Annotated in this window: 23 protein-coding genes; 9 read left to right on the plus strand and 14 right to left on the minus strand. The window is 70.8% G+C overall.

The window, feature by feature from the left end; genetic code table 11:
• Positions 1 to 474, plus strand: coding sequence for an NUDIX hydrolase (locus QMK30_RS19095; RefSeq protein ID WP_283519496.1), 474 nt, complete (start codon positions 1 to 3; stop codon positions 472 to 474).
• Here QMK30_RS19095 and QMK30_RS19100 read toward each other — a convergent pair.
• Together QMK30_RS19100 and QMK30_RS19105 are read right to left on the minus strand one after the other, a co-directional pair.
• On the minus strand, positions 462 to 1034 hold the full coding sequence (locus QMK30_RS19100; protein WP_283519497.1) for an HD domain-containing protein: 573 nt from the start codon (positions 1032 to 1034) through the stop codon (positions 462 to 464). The two genes, QMK30_RS19095 and QMK30_RS19100, sit on opposite strands and share 13 nt — an antisense overlap.
• Positions 1031 to 1498, minus strand: a complete 468-nt coding sequence (locus QMK30_RS19105) for a GntR family transcriptional regulator (protein ID WP_283519498.1) — start codon at positions 1496 to 1498, stop codon at positions 1031 to 1033. Before QMK30_RS19105 ends, QMK30_RS19100 begins: the two co-directional genes overlap by 4 nt.
• Positions 1499 to 2375: 877 nt before the next feature.
• On the opposite strand from QMK30_RS19105, the gene QMK30_RS19115 reads away from it, so the two are divergent.
• The gene (locus QMK30_RS19115; protein ID WP_283519499.1) at positions 2376 to 2924 is read left to right on the plus strand and encodes a hypothetical protein; all 549 of its coding nucleotides are present in this window, start codon (positions 2376 to 2378) and stop codon (positions 2922 to 2924) included.
• A gap of 31 nt (positions 2925 to 2955) precedes the next feature.
• Positions 2956 to 3543 (plus strand): class F sortase, encoded by a 588-nt coding sequence (locus tag QMK30_RS19120; protein ID WP_283519526.1) that lies wholly within the window; start codon positions 2956 to 2958, stop codon positions 3541 to 3543.
• A 166-nt stretch (positions 3544 to 3709) separates the two neighbouring features.
• Here the strand turns inward: QMK30_RS19120 and QMK30_RS19125 are convergent, their stop codons facing one another.
• The 5 genes from QMK30_RS19125 to QMK30_RS19145 form a co-directional block, all read right to left on the minus strand.
• Positions 3710 to 3901: an FG-GAP repeat protein gene (locus QMK30_RS19125; RefSeq protein WP_349362082.1), complete on the minus strand. Its 192-nt coding sequence runs from the start codon at positions 3899 to 3901 to the stop codon at positions 3710 to 3712.
• Positions 3902 to 3990: 89 nt separating this feature from the next.
• Positions 3991 to 4455, minus strand: a complete 465-nt coding sequence (locus QMK30_RS19130) for an anthrone oxygenase family protein (RefSeq protein WP_283519500.1) — start codon at positions 4453 to 4455, stop codon at positions 3991 to 3993.
• Positions 4456 to 4564: 109 nt separating this feature from the next.
• Positions 4565 to 4798 (minus strand): hypothetical protein, encoded by a 234-nt coding sequence (locus tag QMK30_RS19135; RefSeq protein WP_283519501.1) that lies wholly within the window; start codon positions 4796 to 4798, stop codon positions 4565 to 4567.
• A 186-nt stretch (positions 4799 to 4984) separates the two neighbouring features.
• Entirely contained in the window at positions 4985 to 5827 is an 843-nt protein-coding gene (locus tag QMK30_RS19140) for an ABC transporter permease (RefSeq protein WP_283519527.1), read from the minus strand.
• Between the two features lie 62 nt (positions 5828 to 5889).
• On the minus strand, positions 5890 to 8577 hold the full coding sequence (locus QMK30_RS19145; protein ID WP_283519502.1) for an alpha/beta fold hydrolase: 2688 nt from the start codon (positions 8575 to 8577) through the stop codon (positions 5890 to 5892).
• Positions 8578 to 8715: 138 nt separating this feature from the next.
• Between QMK30_RS19145 and QMK30_RS19150 the strand changes: the two genes are divergently transcribed.
• Together QMK30_RS19150 and QMK30_RS19155 are read left to right on the plus strand one after the other, a co-directional pair.
• Entirely contained in the window at positions 8716 to 9168 is a 453-nt protein-coding gene (locus tag QMK30_RS19150) for a GNAT family N-acetyltransferase (RefSeq protein ID WP_283519503.1), read from the plus strand.
• 191 nt (positions 9169 to 9359) lie between these two features.
• The gene (locus QMK30_RS19155) at positions 9360 to 9977 is read left to right on the plus strand and encodes a DinB family protein (RefSeq protein ID WP_283519504.1); all 618 of its coding nucleotides are present in this window, start codon (positions 9360 to 9362) and stop codon (positions 9975 to 9977) included.
• Positions 9978 to 10223: 246 nt separating this feature from the next.
• Here QMK30_RS19155 and QMK30_RS19160 read toward each other — a convergent pair whose 3' ends face one another.
• The 7 genes from QMK30_RS19160 to QMK30_RS19190 all read right to left on the minus strand — a co-directional run bounded on the left by QMK30_RS19160 (position 10224) and on the right by QMK30_RS19190 (position 18150).
• On the minus strand, positions 10224 to 10817 hold the full coding sequence (locus QMK30_RS19160; protein ID WP_283519505.1) for a DUF4291 domain-containing protein: 594 nt from the start codon (positions 10815 to 10817) through the stop codon (positions 10224 to 10226).
• Complete coding sequence (locus QMK30_RS19165) at positions 10817 to 11305, minus strand: GNAT family N-acetyltransferase (RefSeq protein WP_283519506.1); 489 nt, start codon at positions 11303 to 11305, stop codon at positions 10817 to 10819. The genes QMK30_RS19160 and QMK30_RS19165 overlap by 1 nt, the downstream gene beginning before the upstream one ends.
• Before the next feature lie 228 nt (positions 11306 to 11533).
• A complete protein-coding gene (locus QMK30_RS19170; protein WP_283519507.1) occupies positions 11534 to 13033 on the minus strand; it encodes a CoA-acylating methylmalonate-semialdehyde dehydrogenase in 1500 nt (499 codons plus the stop codon).
• 31 nt (positions 13034 to 13064) lie between these two features.
• Positions 13065 to 14981 carry a 3D-(3,5/4)-trihydroxycyclohexane-1,2-dione acylhydrolase (decyclizing) gene (iolD, locus tag QMK30_RS19175; protein WP_283519508.1) on the minus strand — a complete coding sequence of 639 codons (1917 nt, stop codon included), beginning with the start codon at positions 14979 to 14981 and terminating at the stop codon, positions 13065 to 13067.
• Positions 14978 to 15940, minus strand: a complete 963-nt coding sequence (gene iolB / locus QMK30_RS19180; protein WP_283519509.1) for a 5-deoxy-glucuronate isomerase — start codon at positions 15938 to 15940, stop codon at positions 14978 to 14980. The genes iolD and iolB overlap by 4 nt, the downstream gene beginning before the upstream one ends.
• A gap of 30 nt (positions 15941 to 15970) precedes the next feature.
• A complete protein-coding gene (locus QMK30_RS19185; RefSeq protein WP_502963168.1) occupies positions 15971 to 16843 on the minus strand; it encodes a Cgl0159 family (beta/alpha)8-fold protein in 873 nt (290 codons plus the stop codon).
• Positions 16844 to 16851: 8 nt separating this feature from the next.
• Entirely contained in the window at positions 16852 to 18150 is a 1299-nt protein-coding gene (locus tag QMK30_RS19190; RefSeq protein ID WP_502963165.1) for a 5-dehydro-2-deoxygluconokinase, read from the minus strand.
• A 125-nt stretch (positions 18151 to 18275) separates the two neighbouring features.
• On the opposite strand from QMK30_RS19190, the gene QMK30_RS19195 reads away from it, so the two are divergent.
• The 4 genes from QMK30_RS19195 (at position 18276) to QMK30_RS19210 (ending at position 22573) form a co-directional block, all read left to right on the plus strand.
• Entirely contained in the window at positions 18276 to 19202 is a 927-nt protein-coding gene (locus QMK30_RS19195) for a sugar phosphate isomerase/epimerase family protein (RefSeq protein ID WP_283519511.1), read from the plus strand.
• Between the two features lie 236 nt (positions 19203 to 19438).
• Positions 19439 to 19636, plus strand: a complete 198-nt coding sequence (locus tag QMK30_RS19200; protein WP_215128394.1) for a helix-turn-helix transcriptional regulator — start codon at positions 19439 to 19441, stop codon at positions 19634 to 19636.
• Positions 19637 to 19937: 301 nt separating this feature from the next.
• A complete protein-coding gene (locus tag QMK30_RS19205) occupies positions 19938 to 20255 on the plus strand; it encodes a heavy-metal-associated domain-containing protein (RefSeq protein ID WP_283519512.1) in 318 nt (105 codons plus the stop codon).
• A 128-nt stretch (positions 20256 to 20383) separates the two neighbouring features.
• Complete coding sequence (locus QMK30_RS19210) at positions 20384 to 22573, plus strand: heavy metal translocating P-type ATPase (protein ID WP_502963169.1); 2190 nt, start codon at positions 20384 to 20386, stop codon at positions 22571 to 22573.
• Positions 22574 to 22588 lie beyond the last annotated feature (15 nt).

The following is a 22588-nucleotide window of genomic DNA, read 5'->3' on the forward strand; positions in this document are numbered from 1 at the left end:
ATGGGACGCATTGACTATCTGCACGACCCTGACGCGCCGCCGGCCAACTCGGTCGTGCCATCCGTCGTTGCGTTCGTGCAGAACGACACTGGTCAGGTGCTGATGATCCAGCGCTCGGACAACGGCCGGTGGGCCCTGCCCGGCGGCGGGCACGACGTTGGCGAGTCCATCAGTGACACAGTCGTGCGGGAGGTCTGGGAAGAGACCGGCATCAAGGCCGAAGTCATCGGGATGTCCGGGATCTACACCGACCCCGGACACGTGATGCTCTACGACGATGGCGAGGCTCGGCAGCAGTTCAGCATCTGTTTCCGCGCGCGGCCGGTCGGCGGCGAGATCCAGACGAGTGACGAGACGACTCAGGTCCGCTGGGTAGACCCAACGGACCTGACGTCGTACGACGTTCACCCCACCATGCGGCTTCGCATCGAGCACGCGATGGACCAGGGGCGGAGTACTCCCTACATCGGCTGACGCTCGACTGTGGCGAGGCGTGTGAGGACGCGCGCCGTGCTGGCCAGGATCTCCGGCTCGGCGCGACGGATGAACGTCCCGATCAAGCTGTCGGGTCCGTAGCGACCGGCGATTTCGTTCACCCGGTCCACAGGGTTCGTCGGCGTCCCGTCAGGCGTCGTGTTCATGTCGCAGTAGCAGAGCGCGTCATTGAGGTGGTCGTGCTCGCGCGGGAACTCTTCTTCCAGTTCCTCGCGCATGCCGCGCGCCTCCGCTTCCATCCACGCGCAGGAGTGGTGAGCCACGAGGCGCACGAGACGCTCGTCAGCGTGGACCACACTGCGGAGGTACCGAGCCCCGTCCAGCGGGTGAAAGCCGGTCTTGGCCAAGTCCGGTGAGTACCCGATGTCGTGGACTACCGCGGCGGCCTCCATCAGGTCCGCGTCCGTGCCGAGCATCGGGGCGAGCGACCGCGCTCGCTCCGCCACCCCTTGTGAATGTGCCCAGCGTCGCGGCAACGGCTCGGCAAGCAACGACTCCGCGACCGGATAGGCCCAGTCGGCCAGTCCTGTGATGCTCAAGATGGGGAACGCTCCTCTCGGCTCGGCAGGGCGCGTACGGTCCGCACCTTGCCCTGCCCGCCTTCTGACAGCAGTCCGGCAGCTTCCAACTTGTCGAGTGCCTTGCTGATCGTCGGTCGCGAAACTCCGAACCTGGCGCTCAGCGTGGAAGCGCTCAAGAATTCCGCCCCAACCCTCAGCCGCTCATGTTCGACCAGGTCCGCGATGCGGTCGGCCAACGGCCGGCGGTCCTCCGCCTGACCGTCCCGGAGCACTCTCCATCGGGCGCCCGGTACGGGCTCGGCTACCCCTTCCTCGCGCAGTACGCGGAAGGCTCTGAGCGCCACTCCGCGCGAGACGTCGTACTCGCGCATGATGTCGGCCAGTGACGGCAGCTCCGTCATGCCCGAATCCTTCTCGATGTCCGCCTTCACTGCCTCAGCGATCTGCAAGAAGGTTCCCCGCGGGCTTGGCTGCGTCGACACTCGCTCTCCTTCTTCCGACGTCCGCCGTTCGTCTCCAGAGTCCCATGCGCCCGGGTGTACGTGGGGGCCGCCTTGGCTTCTGGACTGGCTGGAAGCCGGACCACGACGGCTCGCGGTATCCCTCAGCCGTATCCTGCCCCCCACTCTTTTGATCTTCCTCCGGTCGATTGCGGGTCGAAGCGCCGCCAGCGCCGCCGGGAAATCGAAACAAACGCGCAGGTCGCAGACTTGATCGCGGCGCAGTGTCCGCACGCCTTCTAAGCGCTTGGCCGCAGGTTCGAGTCCTGCCGGGGGCACCACAACCAACCCTCCCTCGTGGAGGGTTTTTTCGCAGGCTAGCGAGGGTGTCGTAGCGGACAGGTAAGCGCCGCCCCCCTGATGATCACGAGGACGGTCCGGCGCGGTCCGACCCTGTCCGGCGGTCACCGGGTTTCTGCGGTTGGCCACGGTGAATACACGGTGACGCTGCTCGAACCGGGTCACATACCGACGTCGGCCGATCCGGCTGGAGTTACGGATCAAGTGGCTGACCACCATTCCCCAGGCCCCGATCACGGCCAGGTCATCATCCACCGAGGCCGCCACGCCCGCACCAGACCCTCCGGCCCCAGTGGGCAGCCAACGGCAGGCCGTCCGTCACGCCGCAGCGGGAGACTGAGACCAGCGGGGTGCCACGCTCCGCACCTGGGACAGCGAGTACGTCACGCACCAGTGCGTCGTAGCCATGACGGCCGAAGGGTTGGGTAGCGCCAATCCCCACTGGCGGGCTCGTACGAGTGAGCCGTTCGGACGACCCGAGTGGTCGCCGCAGGCGCGCAAACCTAGCCTTCTGTGAAGCAAAGGGGTCATTGCCCCCTTGAGATCTGGAGGATTCGCTGTGCGTTCCATAGGTGCCCTACGTGTCGCTTCCACCGCTCTGCTCGGTGTCGCCGCCCTCTCCTTCGCCGTGCCGATGGCTGTCGCCGAGGACGGGAACAACAACATCACCTCCTTCGGCTTCACCGTCACCCCCTCGACCATCGCGGCCGGCGGCACCGTCACCCTGAACGCCACCGAATGCCAGGTGCCGACCGTGAAGGTGATGGCGCCGGTCTTCGACGACGTCACACTGAAGGAGGGGAAGCCGGGGACCGCGCAGGTCTACCCGGATGCCAAGCCCGGTGCCCAGTACGACGTGACCTTCGAGTGCAAGGGCGAGAAGGGGACCACGACCCTCACCATCGCCGGCGGCGACCAGCACACGAACACCAGCACGGGTACGCGGACCGGCGACGTCCACAAGGGCGTCAAGGCCGGTGCGGGCGGCAGTTTCTCCGATGCCGATCCCCTTCAGATCGCGGCGGGCTCCGCCGTGCTCGCCGGCGCCCTGGGCTTCGGGGTGTATCTCCGCCGCCGCCGGAGCGGCAACGCCGGTGACAGCGCCTGAGCCGGTGTCGCGACAGCGCGGTTCCTGGACGATGGTCGTGCTGGCGGTGCTGGCCGGGTTCCTGCTCATACGCAACGGCACCTCCGAGGCCACCGACGGGCCCCCACAGCCCGACGCGGGGGCCGCGGTGCTCCGTACCGACACGCCGCCCGCCGATCCTCTCCCCCGGTCCCGGCCCGAGCGGGTCAGGATTCCGGAGATCCAGGTCGACGCGCCCCTCACCGATGTCGGCCTGGACGCCGACGGCTGGCTCGACGCGCCGCCCAAGGACGCCAAGAATCTCGCGGGGCTCTACACCGGGGCCGTCACCCCCGGCGAGGGCGGTACGGCCGTGCTGGTCGGGCACGTGGACAGCGATGCCGGTCCCGCCGTCTTCTTCGGCCTCGGCGCGCTGAAGAAGGGCAAGCACATCGAGGTGGCCCGCGCGGACGGCCGCGTCGCCGTGTTCGAGATCTACGGCATCGAGGTCGTCCCGAAGGACGGCTTCCCCGCCAAGCGTGTCTACGGCAACACGGGCCTGCCCGAGCTGCGGCTCATCACCTGTGGCGGCGGCTACTCGAAGAAGACCGGGTACGAGGGCAACGTCGTGCTCTATGCCCTGATGACACACGTGCGATAGCCGGCGCATACCCCGCCGAGACTCGGGCACTCGATGGTGGAGTCCCGCCGCGCATCCCCCGTCGCGGCGGGGCTCCTTCCCCGAGCAGGTGCGGTCCACTCCCCGCGGTTGAGGCTCCCTCGGGCGAATCCGGGCCTCAGTGGCCGGAGTTCGGCCAGTCCGGACATCAGCGGTTGAAGGACGTCCCCGAGGCCGCGCCCGGTGCGACCGCGCCCAGGGTCCCCGCGCCGAAGGTGAAGGACCCCGTGGCGGTGATGCCCGCCGTGGTGCCCGGCAGGACCCATACGGAGCCCGCGCCCGCGTTCTCGCCGGGCGCGCCCACGACCAGCTCCGAGCGGCCGTCGGCGTTCGTGTCCACCAGCAAGCGCTTCCTCGTGGAAGGAGTGCCGGAGATCGCGAGACCCCGGGTTGCGAGACCCCGAGGCACGGGGCCACAAGCGCTCGGGGTTACAGGTCGGAGGCGACCACCAGGGCGAAGCCCGCCGTCACCAGCAGCGTGCGCACCAGGTGCAAGCGGTTCCAGCGGACTTCGAAGGCCTCGCGCACCTCGTGGTCGGCGGTGCCCTGCGCCTCTGATGCCGCGAGCGCGTTGTTGAGGGGGATGTTCCCGGCGGCGGTGATCAGGTGGTTGAGGAACACGCACACGAGCCCGGCGATCAGCAGCGCCGCCCCCGTGCCCGTCCGGTCATCGACCGGGACGACGAGCGCGGCCACCGGAAAGGCCACCGAGGCGAACATGACCGTCACGAACACGGCGCGCGGAATGTCCTCGTTGATACGTCGCATCGCCGCGACGAACTGTTCGTCCGTGAGCCGACCCAGAGCAGGCATGATCCCGGTCAGGAAAACGAGCATGAATCCGGCGTACAAGCCGGTGGAAACGATCGCGAGACCGAGCAGAAGAGGTGCCATGCCGGACATCATGGCCCGGCGGGAGCGAGGGCGCAGCCGCCTTTTCGAAAGTTCGGACGACCGACGCCTCCCGCTCCCCCGCGACCTTCAGCCCCCAGCCCTCAGCCCTTCAGGCGGCTCGCCTGCCCGACCGCGTCCCTGGCGCGGCGGACGGATGGGAGGGGCCGGGCGCGTACTGCCCGTCCGTCCCGCCGCTGCGGCCCTTCCCGTCGTCGGCCCGACTCCCGCCGCCGCGTTCACTCCTGGCCGCACCGCCGTCCGTGCCGGTGCAGCCGGTGAGCATCAGGCCGCCGACCAGCGCCCCCGTCACAAGTCCCCTGTACGTCCTTGCGCAGATCTTCATTCCGCACCCCCTGGATCGTCAGCACTTGCCAATGTGACGTACGGGGCGGCCCGAAAATGCAGTCGAAGGAGTTGCGGATGGATCTCGATGCGGCAACGGCCCGTGGAAGGCGGGGCGCTGGAAGGGGTGCGGTGAAGGCCGGGGCGCTGGAAGTCCGGGGCAGTTGAAGGCAGCGGGCGGATCAGGTCAGGACACGATGTCCTTCCGGCTGAACCCCCTGAAGGCGAGCGCGAAGAGCACCAGCGCGTACGACACCGAGACCGCCCCGCCCTTGAGCATGCCGGCCCATTCCAGCTGCGGCTGGAGCGCGTCCGCCCAGGCGTACTGCCAGTGCGCGGGCAGGAAGTCGCGCCAGGAACCGAGCGCGGTGACCTGGTCGAGAACGTTGCCGACGATCGTCAGTCCGACCGCGCCGCCGACCGCGCCCAGCGGGGCGTCGGTCTTCGTCGACAGCCAGAACGCCAGCGCGGCGGTGACCAGTTGGGAGACGAAGATGAAGGCGACGACGATCGCCAGGCGCGGCAGCGCGTCCCCGGCGGGCAGTGAGCCGCCCGTCGGCACCTCCAGTGGGCCCCAGCCGTACGCGATCGATCCCGTCACCAGCGCCACGACCGGCAGCAGCACCATCGCCGCCAGACTGAAGCCCAGCGCGACGGTGAGCTTGCTCCACAGCAGCCGGGCGCGGGGCACGGGCGCCGCCAGCAGATAACGCAGCGAGGACCAGCCGGCCTCGGACGCAACGGTGTCCCCACAGAACAGCGCCACCGGCACCACCAGCAGGAAGCCCGCCGAGACGAACAGGCATGTCGCGGCGAAGTTGGCGCCGGACGCGGTGGCGGTGTCCATCAGCGTCACCCGGCCGCCCTCGGCCTCGGGCGAGCCGCCGATCGCGAACGCCACGATCAGCACGAGGGGCAGGGCACCGAGGATCAGCGCCATCACCATGGTGCGCCGCCTGCGCCACTGCCGCACGGCCTCCACGCGCAGCGGGAGGGTGTGACCGGCCCGGTATCCGGGGGCGGACAGCACGGGCGCGGTGGGTTCGGTGGGCTCGACGGGCTCTGCGTCAACGCTCTTGGTGCCACTGCTGCTCACGCGGAGCCTCCGATCAGGGTGAGGAACGCGTCCTCCAGGCGACGGTTCGGCCCGACACCCGTCAACGGCACGTCCAGCCGGACGAGTTCGCCGATGAGTGCGCTCGGCGATGCGCCGTCCAGCCGTACGAGCAGGCCTTCTTCGGTCCGTACGGCGGACACGATGCCCGGCAGCGCGGCGACCTTCCCGGCCACCGCCTCGGTCAGGTCGCCGTCCACCGTCACGAGCAGCGTGTCGTCGCCGCCGGTGATCTCCGCGACGGGTCCGGCCTGCATCAGCCGTCCGCGGTCCATCACGACCAGATGCGTACAGGTCTGCTCGACCTCCGCGAGGAGGTGGCTGGAGACGATGACGGTCCGTCCACCGGCCGCGTACTTGGTCATGACGTCGCGCATCTCGCGGATCTGCGGCGGGTCGAGGCCGTTGGTCGGCTCGTCGAGGATGAGCAGGTCCGGCATGCCGAGCATGGCCTGCGCGATGGCGAGGCGCTGCCGCATGCCCTGCGAGTACGTCCGCACGGCACGGTCGATGGGGTCTCCCCCGCTCGAACGAAGCTGAGAGCTTGGGGAAGCGTCGCCGAGCCCCGCGATCTTCAGGGCGTCCTCGATGTGCGAGTCCTCGGTGGGGCGGCCGGTGGCCTGCCAGTACAGGTCGAGGTTGGCACGGCCGGTCAGGTGCGGCAGGAAGCCGGCGCCCTCGACGAACGAGCCGACGCGCGACAGGACGGGCGAGCCCGGCCTGATGGCCTGCCCGAAGACGCGGATCTCGCCGCTGTCGGGCCTGATGAGGCCCATCAGCATGCGCAGCGTGGTGGTCTTGCCCGCGCCGTTCGGCCCGAGGAGCCCGAGCACCTGACCCTTCTCGACCCGGAAGGAGAGGTCGCGTACGGCGTACCGGTCGGCGGACTTCGCGTACCGCTTGGTGAGGTCCGTGATCTCCAGCGGCACCTCGGCGAGCGTCGGGTCGGGCGCGGGCGCCAGAGTGCGTCGCCGGGCGGTGAGCAGCAGCACGACGGCCACGGCCAGGCCCGCGGCGGGCAGCCCCCAGACCCACCAGGGCAGCGGGGTCGCCTGGGTGGTCGTGCCGGGCGCGGTGGGCACGGTCAGGGCCGCGTCGCCTTCGAGGGAGACGGTGTACTTCGCCGGGTCGACCGGGGAGGCGTATCCGAGGTCGGTGGTGGCGAGGACGACGCGCAGCCGGTGCCCGGCCCTGACCTCGCGGTCGATCGCCGGGAGTGTGAGGTCGACGGTGGCGCCGTCCTTGGCGCCGGAACCGGCGACCCTGATGGGCGCGACGAGCTGGCTGGGCAGCACCTGCTGGCTGCCGTCGGCGCTCACGTCGTACACCTTGGCGAACAGCACCGCGTCGTCGCCGTCCGACTTGACCCTGGCCTTGACGGTCGGGCTGCCCGTGACGCGCAGGTCGGAGGTGAGCGGCGCGGTCTCGAAGCGGGCGTTCTGGCCGGGGAAGTCGAGGGAGAGCCCGACGCCGAGCCCGGACAGCTGGGAGAGGGCTCCGACGCCCGGGACCGCGGAGATGGCGGGGGGCGCGGCGCCGGCCGGGTTGGCGAAGGTCTGCTCACGCTTCCCGCCCAGCTTCAGGGCCTTCCCGTCGCTTTCGAGCCCGGGGTAGCTGTCGCTGGACGCGCCCCGCAGCTGGGCGGAACCGTTGGTGGAGTCGACGCCCCCGGTGCGGGTGACGCGGAAGGCGGGGCCGGTGTCGGCGCCCTTGTCGTCCTTGAGGTAGCGGTCGAACCAATGGGTGATCCGTCCCTCGACGCGGGCCGTCTCGCGGCTGCCGCCGTCGTGGCCGCCGGAGATCCAGTCGACGGCGACGGGTGTGCCGTTGTCACCGATGGCCTTGGCCATGGCGTCGGCCTGGCCGAGCGGGAAGAGGGAGTCGCTCTGGCCCTGCACGATGAGGGCGGGCACCTTGATGCGGTCGCCGACGGCCGAGGGGCTGCGGGCCTCCAGCAGGTCGCGGGCCGCGGCGTCCGGCTTTCCGGCGACGGCGACCCGTTCGTACATCTCACACAGCTGCTTCTCGAATTTCTCGCAGCCGCCGCCGGTGTTGATGAAGATCCCGGCCCAGAGCTTCTTGAAGACCCCGTCGGGGAACAGCGCGTCCGCCAGGTTCCAGTAGGTGATCTGCGGGGCGACAGCGTCGACGCGCTTGTCGTGACCTGCGGCGAGCAGCGAGATCGCCCCGCCGTACGAGGAGCCGCTGACGCCGACGCGCGGGTCACCGGCGGCGTCGAGCCGCACCTCGGGGCGGCCGGCCAGCCAGTCGATCATCTTCGACACGTCCTTGACCTCGCGGTCCGGATCGTTGAGCCCGACCTCGCCGGTCGACCTGCCGAAGCCCCGCGCCGACCAGGTCAGCACGGCGTACCCTTTGCGCGCCAGGTCCTCGGCCTGCGCCTTTACGTCGTTCTTGCTGCCGCCGAAGCCATGGCCGAGGAGGACGGCGGGGCGCTTGCCTTCGCTGTCACCACCGCCGGCCGTGAAGTACGAGGTGTCGATTTTCGCCCCGTCCACACTCATCGTCCGCTGCTCGTGGTGCACGGCGGGCTGTCCGTCGGATGCGACGGCTGTCCAGGTGCCTGCGCCCACGAGAACGGCGAGGGCAGCGGCCGTGCTGAGGAGCACCCGCCGCCCGGGCCTGAGGGGGAATCGAAAATCCATACCTGGATTTTAAGCTGCCCCGCACCCGCCCTAAGCTGCCGCCAGGGGGACTCTCCGACCTCCTCAGGGAGTACAGAGCCCCGCCCGCATACGGCGGCCGTGGTAGTCACACCCCCGGCCGGCAGGAGGAAGCGCCTCATGGGAAACGGTACGGACCCCCGCCCGGAGAGCTCCCGGGCCACCCGGATCCGGCGCGCGACGACGGTGGCCGAGCTGACCGCCGCCGAGCACCTCTACGACGGCCCGACCCGCCCCGAGTGGGCCGAGCGCTTCCTGGCCGCGCCCGGCCACCTGATGCTCATCGCGTACGTCGACGGGGCGCCGGCCGGCATGGTCTCGGGCATCGAGATGCACCACCCGGACAAGGGCACCGAGATGTGCCTGTACGAGCTGTCGGTCGACGAGGAGTACCGCCGCCGGGGCCTCGGCCGGGCCCTGACCCAGGCCCTGGCTTCGTACGCGCGCGAGCTCGGCTGCTACGACATGTGGGTCGGGGTGGAGTTGGACAACGACGCGGCGCTGGCGACGTACCGCTCGGCGCAGGCGAAGGACGACGGCGAGTTCGCGATGCTGACCTGGACGTTCGGGTGAGTTCCCGGGCGTCGGGCCGCTGCCCGCCCGGCGATCCCGGCCTCGCCACCCGCTACGGGCCGGTGCTCGCCACGGCCGGTGCTCGCGGGCCCAAAAAGGAGGGTGCGGTGCGGTGTCGGCTGTGCCAGGGTGACGAGCCGGTGGCTCCTCGTCCCCTTCGAGGGCCGGGCAGCGCACCCTAGGAGCGTCCAGTGATCCCACCTCGGCTGGTCCCGTTGCTGGAACAGTTCGACTTCGCCTGCGAGCGCCTCGTCGGCCGCCTGTCGGGGCCTGTCATGGACAGTGGCGACGGGACGGACACCAAGGTCGGCCCCATGACCGATGAGGAATACCTCTGGGAGCCGGTGCCCGCCTGCTGGTCGGTCCGGCGGCGCGCGGACGGTCCTGGTGAGCGCGCGACGCTCCTGGCCGGCGCCGGCGAGTGGGGGCGCGACGCGGCGCCGCATCCGCACCCGTGGCCGCCGCCCTTCACCAGCATCGCCTGGCGCCTGAGCCACATCAGCGAAATGGTGTCGCTCCGCGCCGACCACACGGCCGGTGACCACGCGAGGACCCGCGACGACTCCCTCGTCTGCGGGGACGCCGCGGGGGCGGTCGCGGCCTTCGAAGAGGCCGCCTCGGCCTGGCGGCAGGCCCTGCTGAGCGCCGACGACACCGCGCTCGACACTGTGGGGTACTGCACCTACCCCCACGGCAGCGACGCCGAAGAGCCCTTCGTCGACATCGTGTGGTGGGTCAACCAGGAGCTGCTGCACCACGGAGCCGAGATCGCCCTGCTCCGCGACCTGTACCGGTCACGGGAGCGCTGAAGGCGCATGTACGTATCGCCCGTCCCTCACGCGATCTTGAAGCGGCTGAACGATTCTGAGTTTCGGGCCTCGGCCTGGACATCCTGTATCAGCATGCGGCGGACGGCACATGCGGGGGCCCGTGGATCATCCACCGGCGACTGGGACTTCGTCGGCGGCGGCAAGGGCTGCACGGGCGGCCAGGAAGAGCTTGTTCAAGGACTACGGCATCGAGGCGGAGTAGGTCAGCCTGTGCCCAGACGCCCCTCACCCCACCGTGAGGTGCCCCAGCAGCTCGTCCCCCGCCGGGTACGCCGTTTCCCTCGGCAGCAGGGCGGTCGCGGCGTCCAGGTCTCCGGAGCGGACCAAGGCGTGGATCTCGTGGGCCAGGGGCGTGACGTCGGTGATGGACAGCGTCCACTCGTCCGCGTAACGGCCCGCCGCCTCGCCCGCCAGGCCGAGCTGGAGCGAGCGATGCGGCAGCGCGTTCAGGTGCAGATCGCGCTCCGGGTCCCACTGGACGCGGGCAGGTGCCTGCCTCAGCTCCCGTTTCCAGGCGGCCTCGTCGGTGTGCAGCCCGTGCACGTAGTGGGACACGCACGCGTTGCGCAGCGCCCACTCGAAACCGTCGCGGCTGATCTCGACAGCCAGGACCGTCTCCTGGTTCTCCTTCTCCGCCCAGCCGCAGCGGTACATCATCCACAGGAACGACGGCTTGATCCACGTCATGCGGTCCCGCTTCCAGGCCGCCGGGAAGCGGCCGTCGCGGGCGGCCGGGAGGCCGAGTCCGGGGGCGTACGCCTGATAGACGGTGACCGTGGTCTCCGTGTGGAGGGCCCGTACGCGGTGCGTCCCCGTCATCAGAGGGCCAGATGCATCATGTGCACGCCGACGTAGCCCTTCGTGGGGTGGTTGAACCCCTCGGGCAGCGTGCCGATCACCTTGAAGCCGATCGACTCGTACAGCTTCACGGCGTACACGTTGGTCTCGACCACCGCGTTGAACTGCATCGCCAGGTACCCCTCCGCCCGCGCCCACGCCACGCTGTACTCGACGAGCGCCCGGCCCACGCCGCGGCCCGAGTGCTTCGGGTCCGCCAGGTAGGTGGCGCTCGCGATGTGTGAGCCGTTGCCCTGGTGGTTGCGGTTCATCTTGGCGGTGCCCAGGACCGTGCCGTCGTCGTCGACGGCGACAACCGTTCGGTTCGGGGCGGCCAGGTACCACCAGCCACGGCCGTCGTCCTCGCCGAGTTCCAGCGGGTACGTGAGGGTCTCCCCGGCGGCGACGATCTCGTGGAAGAACGGCCAGACGGCGGGCCAGTCCTCGGGGGTGGCTTCTCTGATCAGCATGCGGACAGCATGCCCGCCACCTCCGCGCGGCCGCCAACCGTTATCCCGTGCCCTCGCACGCCGCAGTGACAGAAGAAGATGATCGCCCGCGAATCGGCGGCGGACGAAACCGGAAGTGTCATGCACACGCCCACGCGGTACGGAGAAAACCCGCATCAGCCGAAAAAACCCCCGGCCCGTACGGAGGGGGGTCCGTACGGGCCGGGGGCCGAGGGTATCGGCAGTGGATCAGTGGTTGCGCGGGAATCCCAGGTCGACGCCGGAGGGGGCGTCCGCCGGGTCCGGCCAGCGGGTCGTGACGACCTTGCCGCGGGTGTAGAAGTGCACGCCGTCGTTGCCGTAGATGTGGTGGTCGCCGAAGAGCGAGTCCTTCCAGCCACCGAAGGAGTGGTATCCGACGGGGACCGGGATCGGCACGTTCACGCCGACCATGCCGGCCTCGACCTCCAGCTGGAAGCGGCGGGCCGCGCCGCCGTCGCGGGTGAAGATCGCGGTGCCGTTGCCGTACGGCGAGGCGTTGATGAGGGCGAGGCCGTCCTCGTAGGTGTCGGCGCGCAGGACGCACAGCACCGGGCCGAAAATCTCGTCGCGGTACGCGTCGGAGTCCGTCGGGACGTGGTCCAGGAGGGACAGCCCGATCCAGTGGCCGTCCTCGAAGCCGTCGACGGTGTGGCCCGTGCCGTCCAGGACGACCGTGGAGCCTTGCGCCGCCGCGCCCGTGACGTACGAGGCGACCTTGTCGCGGTGGGCCGCGGTGATCAGTGGGCCCATCTCGGACGCCGGGTCGTTGCCGGGGCCGATCTTGATCTTCTCGGCGCGGGAGCGGATCTTCTCGACCAGCTCGTCGCCGATCGCGCCGACCGCCACCACCGCGGAGATCGCCATGCAGCGCTCGCCCGCCGAGCCGTAGGCGGCGGACACCGCCGCGTCGGCGGCGGCGTCGAGGTCGGCGTCCGGGAGAACCAGCATGTGGTTCTTGGCGCCGCCGAGCGCCTGGACGCGCTTGCCGTTGGCGGAGGCCGTCGCGTGGATGTGGCGGGCGATCGGGGTCGAGCCGACGAAGGAGACCGCGGCCACGTCCGGGTGGGCCAGCAGCGCGTCGACCGCGACCTTGTCGCCGTGCAGCACGTTCAGTACGCCGTCGGGCAGACCGGCCTCGGACGCCAGCTCGGCGAGCAGCACCGCGGCGGACGGGTCCTTCTCGCTGGGCTTGAGTACGAAGGTGTTGCCGCAGGCGATGGCCAGCGGGAACATCCACATCGGCACCATGGCCGGGAAGTTGAAGGGCGTGATACCCGCGACGACGCCGATCGACTGGCGGATCGAGGAGACGTCGACCCGGTTGGAGACCTGGGTGGACAGCTCGCCCTTGAGCTGGGTGGTGATGCCGCAGGCCAGCTCCACGATCTCCAGGCCGCGGGCGACCTCGCCGAGCGCGTCGGAGTGCACCTTGCCGTGCTCGGCGGTGATCAGCGCGGCGATGTCGTCGCGGTGAGCGTCGAGCAGCGCGCGGTACCGGAAGAGGATGGCGGTACGGGCGGACAGGGACGCGGTGCCCCAGGTCGCGTACGCGGCCTTGGCGGACGCGACGGCCGCGTCCACCTCTTCGACGGAGGCGAGCGCCACCTGGGTGGTCACGGCGCCGGTGGCCGGGTCGGTGACCGGGCCCCAGTTGCCCGACGCGCCCTCGACGGCCTTGCCGCCGATGAAGTGGTTGATCGTCTTCATCCCAGAACTCCTTGTATTGCAGGCGGGTCGGTCAGAGATGGCGGCGTCGCGCGGTGGCTTGACGGTCGTACTCCTCCCGGGCCTTGATCGTCGACGGTCGGGTCGCGGTCTCGGCCACAGGAACATCCCACCACGCCTGGGCCGGCGGCGGGCCCGACACTGTGTCTGCCGTTTCGGTCTCGACGTAGACACATGTGGGCCGCTCCGACGAACGCGCCTCCGCGAGGGCTTCCCGCAGGTCACGCACGGTCTTGGCACGAATGACATGCAGGCCGAGAGAGGCGGCGTTGGCGGCCAGGTCCACTGGGAGCGGCCCGCCGGTGTACGAACCGTCCGGGGCACGGAAGCGGTAGGCCGTGCCGAAGCGCTCGGCGCCGACCGACTCGGAGAGGCCGCCGATGGAGGCGTAGCCGTGGTTCTGCAGGATCACGAGCTTGACGGGGAGGCTCTCCTGGACGGCGGTGACGATTTCGGTGGGGTTCATCAGGTACGTACCGTCGCCCACCAGGGCCCAGACGGGCCGGTGCGGGGCGGCGAGCTGTACGCCGATCGCGGCCGGGATCTCGTAGCCCATGCAGGAGTAGCCGTATTCGACGTGGTACTGGTCGCGGGACCTGGTCCGCCACAGTTTGTGCAGGTCACCGGGGAGCGATCCGGCCGCGTTGATGACGATGTCGTCATGCGTGACCAGGCTGTCGAGTACGCCGAGGACCTGGACCTGGGTGGGGCGGGCATCCTCGTCGGGCACGGCGTAGGCGGCGGTGACCCGCTCCTCCCAGCGCGCCTTGGCCTCGGTGTACCCGGTCGCGTGGGCGTCGGGGACACGGTGGCCCTTGAGCGCCTGCTTGAGGACCTGGAGCCCGATGCGGGCGTCCCCGACCAGGGGCATGGCGGCCATCTTGTGGGCGTCGAAGCCGGTGATGTTGAGGTTGAGGAAGCGGACGTCCGGGTCCTCGAAAAGGGTCGAGGAGGCGGTGGTGAAGTCGGAGTAGCGGGTGCCGACGCCGATCACCAGGTCGGCGGTGCGGGCGAGTTCATCGGCGGTGGCGGTTCCGGTGTGGCCGATGCCGCCGACATCGCAGGGGTGGTCGTACGGGAGCGAGCCCTTGCCCGCCTGGGTGGAGGCGACAGGGACGCCGGTGGCCTCGGCGAAGCTCGCCAGGGCGGACTCGGCGCCGCTGTGGTGGACACCGCCGCCCGCGATCAGCAGGGGTCGGCGGGCTTCCCTGAAAGCCCGTACCGCGTCGAGGAGTTCATGCTGGTCGGGCTCCTGGGCGCGGACCCGCCAGACGCGCTCCGCGAAGAACTCCTCCGGCCAGTCGTACGCCTCGGCCTGCACGTCCTGCGGCAGCGCGAGCGTGACCGCGCCGGTCTGCGCGGGGTCGGCCAGGACGCGCATCGCGCCGAGCGCGGCGGGGATCAGCGCCTCGGGGCGGCCGACGCGGTCGAAGAACCGGGACACCGGGCGCAGGCAGTCGTTGACCGAGATGTCACCGGCGTACGGGACTTCGAGCTGCTGGAGTACGGGGTCGGCGGGGCGGGTCGCGAAGGTGTCGCCGGGCAGCAGCAGCACCGGGATGTGACTGATGGTCGCGAGGGCGGCGCCGGTGACGAGGTTGGTGGCGCCGGGGCCGATGGATGTGGTCACGGCGTGCGCGGAGAGCCGGCCGCTCTGGCGGGCGTATCCGACGGCGGCATGCACCATGGCCTGCTCGTTGCGGCCCTGGTAGTACGGCATGTCGGCGGAGCCGGGCTCCAGGAGGGCCTGGCCGATGCCCGCCACATTGCCGTGGCCGAAGATGCCCCAGGTGCCGGCGATCAAGCGGTTGCGAACACCGTCGCGCTCGGTGTACTGACGGGCCAGGAAGGCGACCAGGGCCTGGGCGGTGGTCAGTCGGCGGGTGCGGCCCTTCGCGGGTCCGCCGGTGTCGGCTCGGGGGGTGGTCATCGTGGGTCCTCCGGTCCGTACAGCGGCAGGCGCGGATCAACGGGCTGTGCGGGCCAGGTGTCGCGGATCCACCCGTGGTCGGGGTGGTCGCGGATCAGCCACTGCCGCTCGTCCCCCGGGCCCGCCATGACGTTGAGGTAGTACAGGGTGTGGCCGGGCGAGGCGATGGACGGGCCGTGCCAGCCGTCGGGGATCAGGACGGCGTCGCCGGAGCGGACCTCGGCGAGTACGTCCGTACCGCCGGGTCGGGACGGGGAGACGCGGTGGTAGCCGAGGCCTTCCCCGCCGCCCCCGTAGCTTTCCGCCACCTCCCTGCCCTCGATCTCGAAGTAGTAGATCTCTTCGAGCTCGGCCTCCTCGCCGGGGCGGTGCTCGTCGTGCTTGTGCGGGGGGTACGAGGACCAGTTGCCGCCGGGGGTGAGGACTTCGACGGCGATGAGCCGGTCGCAGTCGAAGGTGTCGGCGGCGGCGAAGTTGTTGACCTGGCGCGAGCAGTTGCCGGTGCCGCGGAGCTCGACGGGTACCTCCGGCGCGGGGCCGTAGCGGGCGGGGAGCTGTCGCTCGCACCTCGCTCCTGCCAGGGCGAAGCGGCCTCCCGCACCGGAGGCGATCTGGGCGTGGGCGTCGCGCGGCACGTACGCGAAGTCGGTGACTCCGCTGAACACGCTGTCTCTGCCCCGCAGTTCGATGATCTCTCCGTCGACGAGGACCGTACAGCCGCCGGTCAGCGGCAGCACGATCCACTCGCTGTCCCCGGCGGCGAGCAGCTGGGAGCCACCGGCCGCCAGTTCCAGCACGCGCAGGCTGGAACGGCTCCAGCCGGCCCTCTTGGGGTCGATGTCCAGGGCGTACGGCCCGCGGGCCGCGGTCCCGGCCCGTACATGCGTGTCGTTCACGTCGTTCACGTCGTTCACGTCGTCGTCACCGGCGTTGCCCCTGGTTCTGTCGTCCGTCGTCATGAGGTGTCCCTACCCGTCCCTCACCGTCTCCTACAGCAGCCCCACGGCGGTGTCGACCGCCCCCGTCACGTCTCCGTCGGCCGGATAGAGCAACGAGCGGCCGACGACCAGCCCCTGCACGGTCGGCAGCCGCAGCGCCTTGCGCCACTTCTCGTACGCGCCGTCCTGGTCGCCGCCGACCTCGCCGCCCAGCAGCACCGCGGGCAACGTCGAGGTCTCCATGACCCGGGCCATGTCGTCGGGGTCCGCGGTGACGGGGACCTTCAGCCAGGTGTACGCCGATGAGCCGCCGAGCCCGGACGCGATGGCGATGGAGCGGGTGACGGCCTCGGGGCTCAGGTCGGTGAGCAGCTTGCCCGCCACACGGCGGGAGATGAACGGCTCGACGAAGACCGGAAGCCGCCGCTCCGCCATCCCGTCGACGGTACGGGCGGCGGAGTGGAGGGTGTTGAGCGATCCGGCGTCCTCGTAGTCGATGCGCAGGAGCAGCTTGCCCGCGTCGAAGCCGTGCCGCTCCAGGTCCTCGGCGCGGTGGCCCGTGAAGCGGTCGTCGAGCTCGAAGGCGGCGCCCGCGAGCCCGCCGCGGTTCATGGAGCCGACGACGACCTTGTCATCGAGGGCGCCGAGGAGGAGCAGGTCGTCGAGGATGTCCGCGGTGGCGAGTACGCCGTCGACGCCGGGGCGGGAGAGGGCCAGGCAGAGCCGCTCCAGCAGGTCGGCGCGGTTGGCCATGGCGAACTCGCGGTCGCCGACCCCGAGGGCGCCGCGGGCCGGGTGGTCCGCGGCGATGATCATGAGCCGCCCGCTGGCGCCGACCAGGGGCCGTCGCCGACGCCGCGCGGCGGCCTCGGCGACGGCTTCGGGGTGAAGGGTGCGCACCCGTACGAGCTCGGAGATGCGGATCCCGGCGCTCACGGCGCGACTCCGGGGGCGGGGGGCGGCGGTTGGGGCTCCCGCCCCCGGAGTCGCGCGGGGTGCGGCGGCCGTACGGGCGCGTGCGGCTCGGTGGCGGCCTGTGGCGGCCGTACGGGCGCCCACGCCTCCCCGGCTCCCTGCTCTCCCTCGACTCCCTCGGCCGCTTCCGCTCCCTGCGCCTCCACGGGCGGTGCCTGCGCCGGGACTTCGCCGCCCGCGAGCACCTCGGCGACCTCTCCGGGATACGGCATCGCGGACGAGCAGGCGAGGCGGGAGGCCACGATGGCGCCCGCCGCGTTGGCGTACCGCATGGTGCGCTCCAGGTCCCAGCCGGCCAACAGCCCGTGGCACAGTGCCCCGCCGAACGCGTCGCCCGCTCCGAGCCCGTTGAGCACCTGCACGGGGACGGGCGGCACCTCGGCCGTCGTGCCGTCCCGGTGGACGGCCAGGACTCCCTTGGGCCCCTGCTTGACGACGGCGAGCTCGACCCCGGCGGCGAGCAGGGCGCGGGCGGCGGCGTGCGGCTCCCGCTCCCCCGTGGCGACCTCGCACTCGTCGAGGTTGCCGACGGCGACCGTGGCGTGCCGCAGGGCCTCGGCATAGTAGGGGCGGGCCGCGTCCGGGTCCGCCCAGAACATCGGCCGCCAGTCGAGATCGAAGACGGTGATTCCGGCGGGGGCGCCGTCGCGGGACTCATCACCGCCGGACCTGCCGGCGTCCTGGGCATCCGCGCCGGCCCCCGCGGATCGCAGGCCCGCGTCCCCGCCCCGCGCGGCCAGCGCCGCCAGCGTCGCCCCGCGGCTCGGCTCGGCGCTCAGGCCCGTGCCCGTCATCCAGAAGATCCGCGCCGTACGGATCGCGTCGAGGTCCAGTTCGTCGGTGTGGATCTCCAGGTCCGGGGCCTTGGGCTGCCGGTAGAAGTAGAGCGGGAAGTTGTCGGGCGGGAAGATCTCGCAGAAGGTCACCGGGGTCGGCAGGTCAGCGACGCCCGTCACCCACCGGTCGTCGACCCCGAGCCGCCCCAGCTCCTGGTGGAGGTAGTCGCCGAACGGGTCCTGTCCGGTGCGGGTGATCACCGCCGTTCGCCGGCCCAGCCTGGCCGCGGCGACCGCGACATTGGACGCGGAGCCCCCCAGGAACTTGCCGAAGGTGTCGACCTGCGCCAGCGCGACCCCGGCCCGCAGCGGATAGAGGTCCACTCCGATCCGGCCCATCGTGATCAGGTCGTACCCATGCGGGCCGTGCGCATGCGGGCCGCACGAATGTGAGTCGTACGAAGATGAATTGGGCGACATGCGCGTCCCTCCGGTTCTGCGGCGGAACCAGGTCTAGTCGGCCCGGCCGCGCCCTGTCAACATTTTGTCCTGACATTCGGACGAACCCTTGACACCCTTCTCCAACGGCCGGAAAGCTGGCTTTCATGAGCACTTCCGCCGCCCCCGCTTCCGTGCCCGCGCTGACCCGCATCCGGATCGGTTCCGCCCCCGACTCCTGGGGTGTGTGGTTCCCCGAAGATCCGCAGCAGGTGCCCTGGGAACGGTTCCTCGACGAGGTCTCCGAGGCCGGTTATCCCTGGATCGAACTCGGCCCGTACGGCTACCTGCCGACCGATCCGGCCCGCCTCACCGCCGAGACCGCGCGCCGCGGCCTCAAAGTGTCCGCCGGCACCGTCTTCACGGGGCTGCATCGCGGGAGTGGGGTCTGGGACGACACGTGGAAGCACGTGTCGGACATCGCCGAGCTGACCCGGGCCATGGGCGCGGAGCACCTGGTCGTCATTCCGTCCTTCTGGCGCGACGACAAGACCGGCGAGGTCCTGGAGGACCACACCCTCACCCCCGAGCAGTGGCGCTCGCTCATCACGCAGACGGAGCGGCTCGGCCGGGAGGTGCGCGAGCGGTACGGGCTGAAGATCGTCGTCCATCCGCACGCGGACACCCACATCGACAGCGAGGAGAACGTCAACCGCTTCCTCGACGCGACCGACCCCTCCCTGGTCTCGCTCTGCCTGGACACGGGCCACTACGCGTACTGCGGCGGAGACAGCGTCAAGCTGATCGAGACGTACGGGGAGCGGATCGGCTATCTGCACCTCAAGCAGGTGGACCCGCGGATCCTGGCCGATGTCGTCACGGACGGGGTGCCGTTCGGGCCGGCCGTCGGGCGGGGCGTGATGTGCGAGCCGCCGACCGGGGTGCCCGCGCTGGAGCCCGTACTGGCGGCGGCGCAGCGGCTGGACGCCGAGCTGTTCGCGATCGTCGAGCAGGACATGTACCCGTGCCCGCCGGACAAGCCGCTGCCGATCGCGCGGCGCACCCGCCGATTCCTCCGTTCCTGCGGCGCGTAGACAGGAGTCGCCCTGCACCCTCTCTGCCCATGCATCACAAATGTCACATCCGTGCGGTTCCTGTCACACATGTCTCCACTACGCGGGTCTTACGTCACAGGCCCTCAACAGCCCCTCCCTTACCGTCACTCTGCGTCGTTCAACGGGCACAGGCTGAGTGATCGCCAGCGTTCGCGCCCCAGCTCCCCCAATGGCCCCCCGGCCAAGGTTGAGGCGCACGCAGGGAGGTGCCACCGATGACTGACCGCAGGCTCTGGTCGTACAAGGAGATCGCCGCGCACATCCGTGTCCAGCCGGACACCGTGCGCTCGTACCGCAAGCACGGGCTGCTTCCGCCACCCGATCACGTCGAGGGGGGCAAGCCCTACTGGTACGCGGACACCATCCGCACCTGGGTGTCACGCAGGCCTGGCAACAGAGGCCGCAAGGACTGAGGGCATGGGTGGGCCCCGTACCGATCGCAGATCGGTACGGGGCCCACCCATGCCCTCACCACGACGCCACCCTCCCCCGGGCCGCCCGGCAGCCCCTTCTCCCCGAGTGCGACATAGGGGCCATCTCACATGCAGTTCGGGCGAACCGGATATTATCGGGCCGTTCGGGCCGACCGAAATCTCTACCGCAGGACGGTCGAACCCATACCCCCTAGGGGTATAGTCTGGAGCGCAGACAGTGACACACGCACGCAGTGAAGTGACACGCATGCAGTCACACGCCTTCGAAGAGGAGAACGACATGACCGCCGAGACCGGGACGACGACCGAGACCACCCCGACCGCCTCCTGCTGCTCGCCGACCGGCTCCTGCCACGACAGTTCCTCGCCGGAGTCCGAGGCGGGCGCCGTCACCACGGTCTACCGGGTGACCGGGATGACCTGCGGTCACTGCGAGGGCGCCATCGCCGCCGAGGTCTCCGAGATCCCCGGCGTCAGCTCCGTGCAGGCCGTGTCCGCCACCGGCCTGGTGACAGTCGTCTCCAAGGCCCCGCTCGACGACGAGGCCGTACGCGCCGCGATCGACGAGGCGGGCTACGAGCTCACCGGCCGCGCCTGAGCCACCGCGCCGCAGGCCGGTCGGGCCGGGCCGTACGGACCAGTTCATACTGGGTCCTGTACGGCCCGGCCCGTTTTCTGGAGCAGCACATAGTGGACACCTCTCAGGTAGAGCTCTCCATCGGCGGGATGACCTGCGCCTCGTGCGCGGCCCGCATCGAGAAGAAGCTCAACCGCATGGACGGCGTTTTCGCCACCGTCAACTACGCGACGGAGAAGGCGAGGATCAGTTACGTCGACGGGGTGCTGGTCCCCGACCTGATCGCCACCGTCGAGAAGACCGGCTACACGGCTGAGGAACCACCGCCGCCCGCCGCCGCGCCGCAGGAGCCCGCGACCACGGGCCAGGACGCCGGGCTCGCCTCGCTGCGGCAGCGGCTGCTGGTCTCGCTGCCGCTCTCCGCGCCCGTCATCGCGATGGCGATGATCCCCTCGCTCCAGTTCGACAACTGGCAGTGGCTCTCGCTGACGCTCGCGTCGCCGGTCGTCGTCTGGGGCGGGCTGACCTTCCACCGGGCCGCCTGGACCAACGTCAGGCACGGCGCGGCCACCATGGACACCCTCGTGTCGGTCGGCACGCTCGCCGCGTACGGCTGGTCGCTGTGGGCCCTGTTCTTCGGGCAGGCCGGCATGACGGGCATGCGCCACGGCTTCGAACTGACCGCCTCACGCACCGACGGGGCATCGACGATCTACCTCGAAGTCGCCGCCGGAGTCATCACCTTCATCCTGCTCGGGCGTTTCCTGGAGGCACAGTCGAAGCGGAAGGCGGGCGCGGCCCTGCGCGCGCTGCTCGACCTCGGCTCCAAGGACGTGACGGTGCTGAGAGGCGGCAGCGAGGTACGCGTCCCGGTCGCCTCCCTCTCCGTCGGCGACCGCTTCGTCGTACGTCCCGGGGAGAAGATCGCCACCGACGGCACGGTCACCGAGGGCGCGTCGGCGGTGGACGCCGCCATGCTGACCGGCGAGTCCGTCCCCGTGGAGGTCGTCGCGGGCGACACCGTCACCGGCGCCACCGTGAACACCTCGGGCCGCATCGTCGTCGAGGCCACCCGCGTCGGCGCCGACACCCAACTGGCCCGGATGGCCCGCCTCGTCGAGGACGCCCAGAACGGCAAGGCGCAGGTGCAGCGGCTCGCCGACCGCATCTCCGCGGTCTTCGTGCCCGTGGTGCTGCTCATCGCCCTGGCCACCCTCGTCAGCTGGCTGCTGGTGACGGACGACCCGACCGCGTCCTTCACCGCGGCCGTCGCGGTGCTGATCATCGCCTGCCCGTGCGCACTGGGCCTGGCCACGCCGACCGCGCTGATGGTCGGCACGGGGCGCGGGGCACAGCTCGGCATCCTGATCAAGGGGCCCGAGGTACTGGAGTCGACCCGGCGGGTGGACACCGTCGTACTGGACAAGACGGGCACGGTCACCACCGGCCACATGGAGCTCCAGGGCGTCGTCGCCGCGGCCGGCACCGACGAGGCCGAACTGCTGCGCCTGGCGGGCGCGCTGGAGCACGCCTCCGAGCACCCGATCGCCCGCGCGATCGCGACCGCCGCCGCCGCCGCACACGGCCCGCTGCCCGTCCCGGAGAGCTTCGAGAACGTCGCGGGGCACGGGGTGCGCGGTGTGGTCGACGGGCACCGCGTGCTCGTCGGGCGCGGTGAGCTGCTCGCCGATGCGGGCCCGAAGCTGCCGCGCGAGCTGGCCGACGCGAAGGCCGACGCCGAGGCGGAGGGCCGTACGGCGGTGATCGTCGCCTGGGACGGGCAGGCGCGCGGCGTCCTCACCGTCGCCGACGCGGTGAAGGAGACCAGCGCGCAGGCCGTCGCCCAGCTGCGCGCCCTGGGTCTCACCCCGGTCCTGCTGACCGGCGACAACCGGGCCGTCGCCGATTCGGTGGCGCGCGCGGTCGGCATCACCGAGGTGTACGCCGAGGTCCTCCCCCAGGACAAGGTCGACGTGGTGAAGCGGCTCCAGGCGGAGGGCCGCAGCGTCGCGATGGTCGGCGACGGGGTGAACGACGCCGCCGCGCTGGCCACCGCCGACCTGGGGCTCGCGATGGGGACCGGAACGGACGCCGCGATCGAGGCGGGCGACCTCACGCTCGTACGTGGAGATCTCAGGGTGGCGGCGGACGCCATCCGGCTGTCGCGCCGGACCCTCGCCACCATCAAGGGCAATCTCTTCTGGGCCTTCGGCTACAACGTGGCGGCGCTGCCGCTGGCCGCCGCCGGGCTGCTCAACCCCATGATCGCCGGATTCGCGATGGCCTTTTCCTCGGTGTTCGTAGTGACAAACAGCCTTCGGCTGCGTACCTTCACATGACGCACACAAAGTGAC

Source organism: Streptomyces sp. H27-C3 (genome assembly GCF_030063415.1).
Classification (GTDB): Bacteria; Actinomycetota; Actinomycetes; order Streptomycetales; family Streptomycetaceae; genus Streptomyces.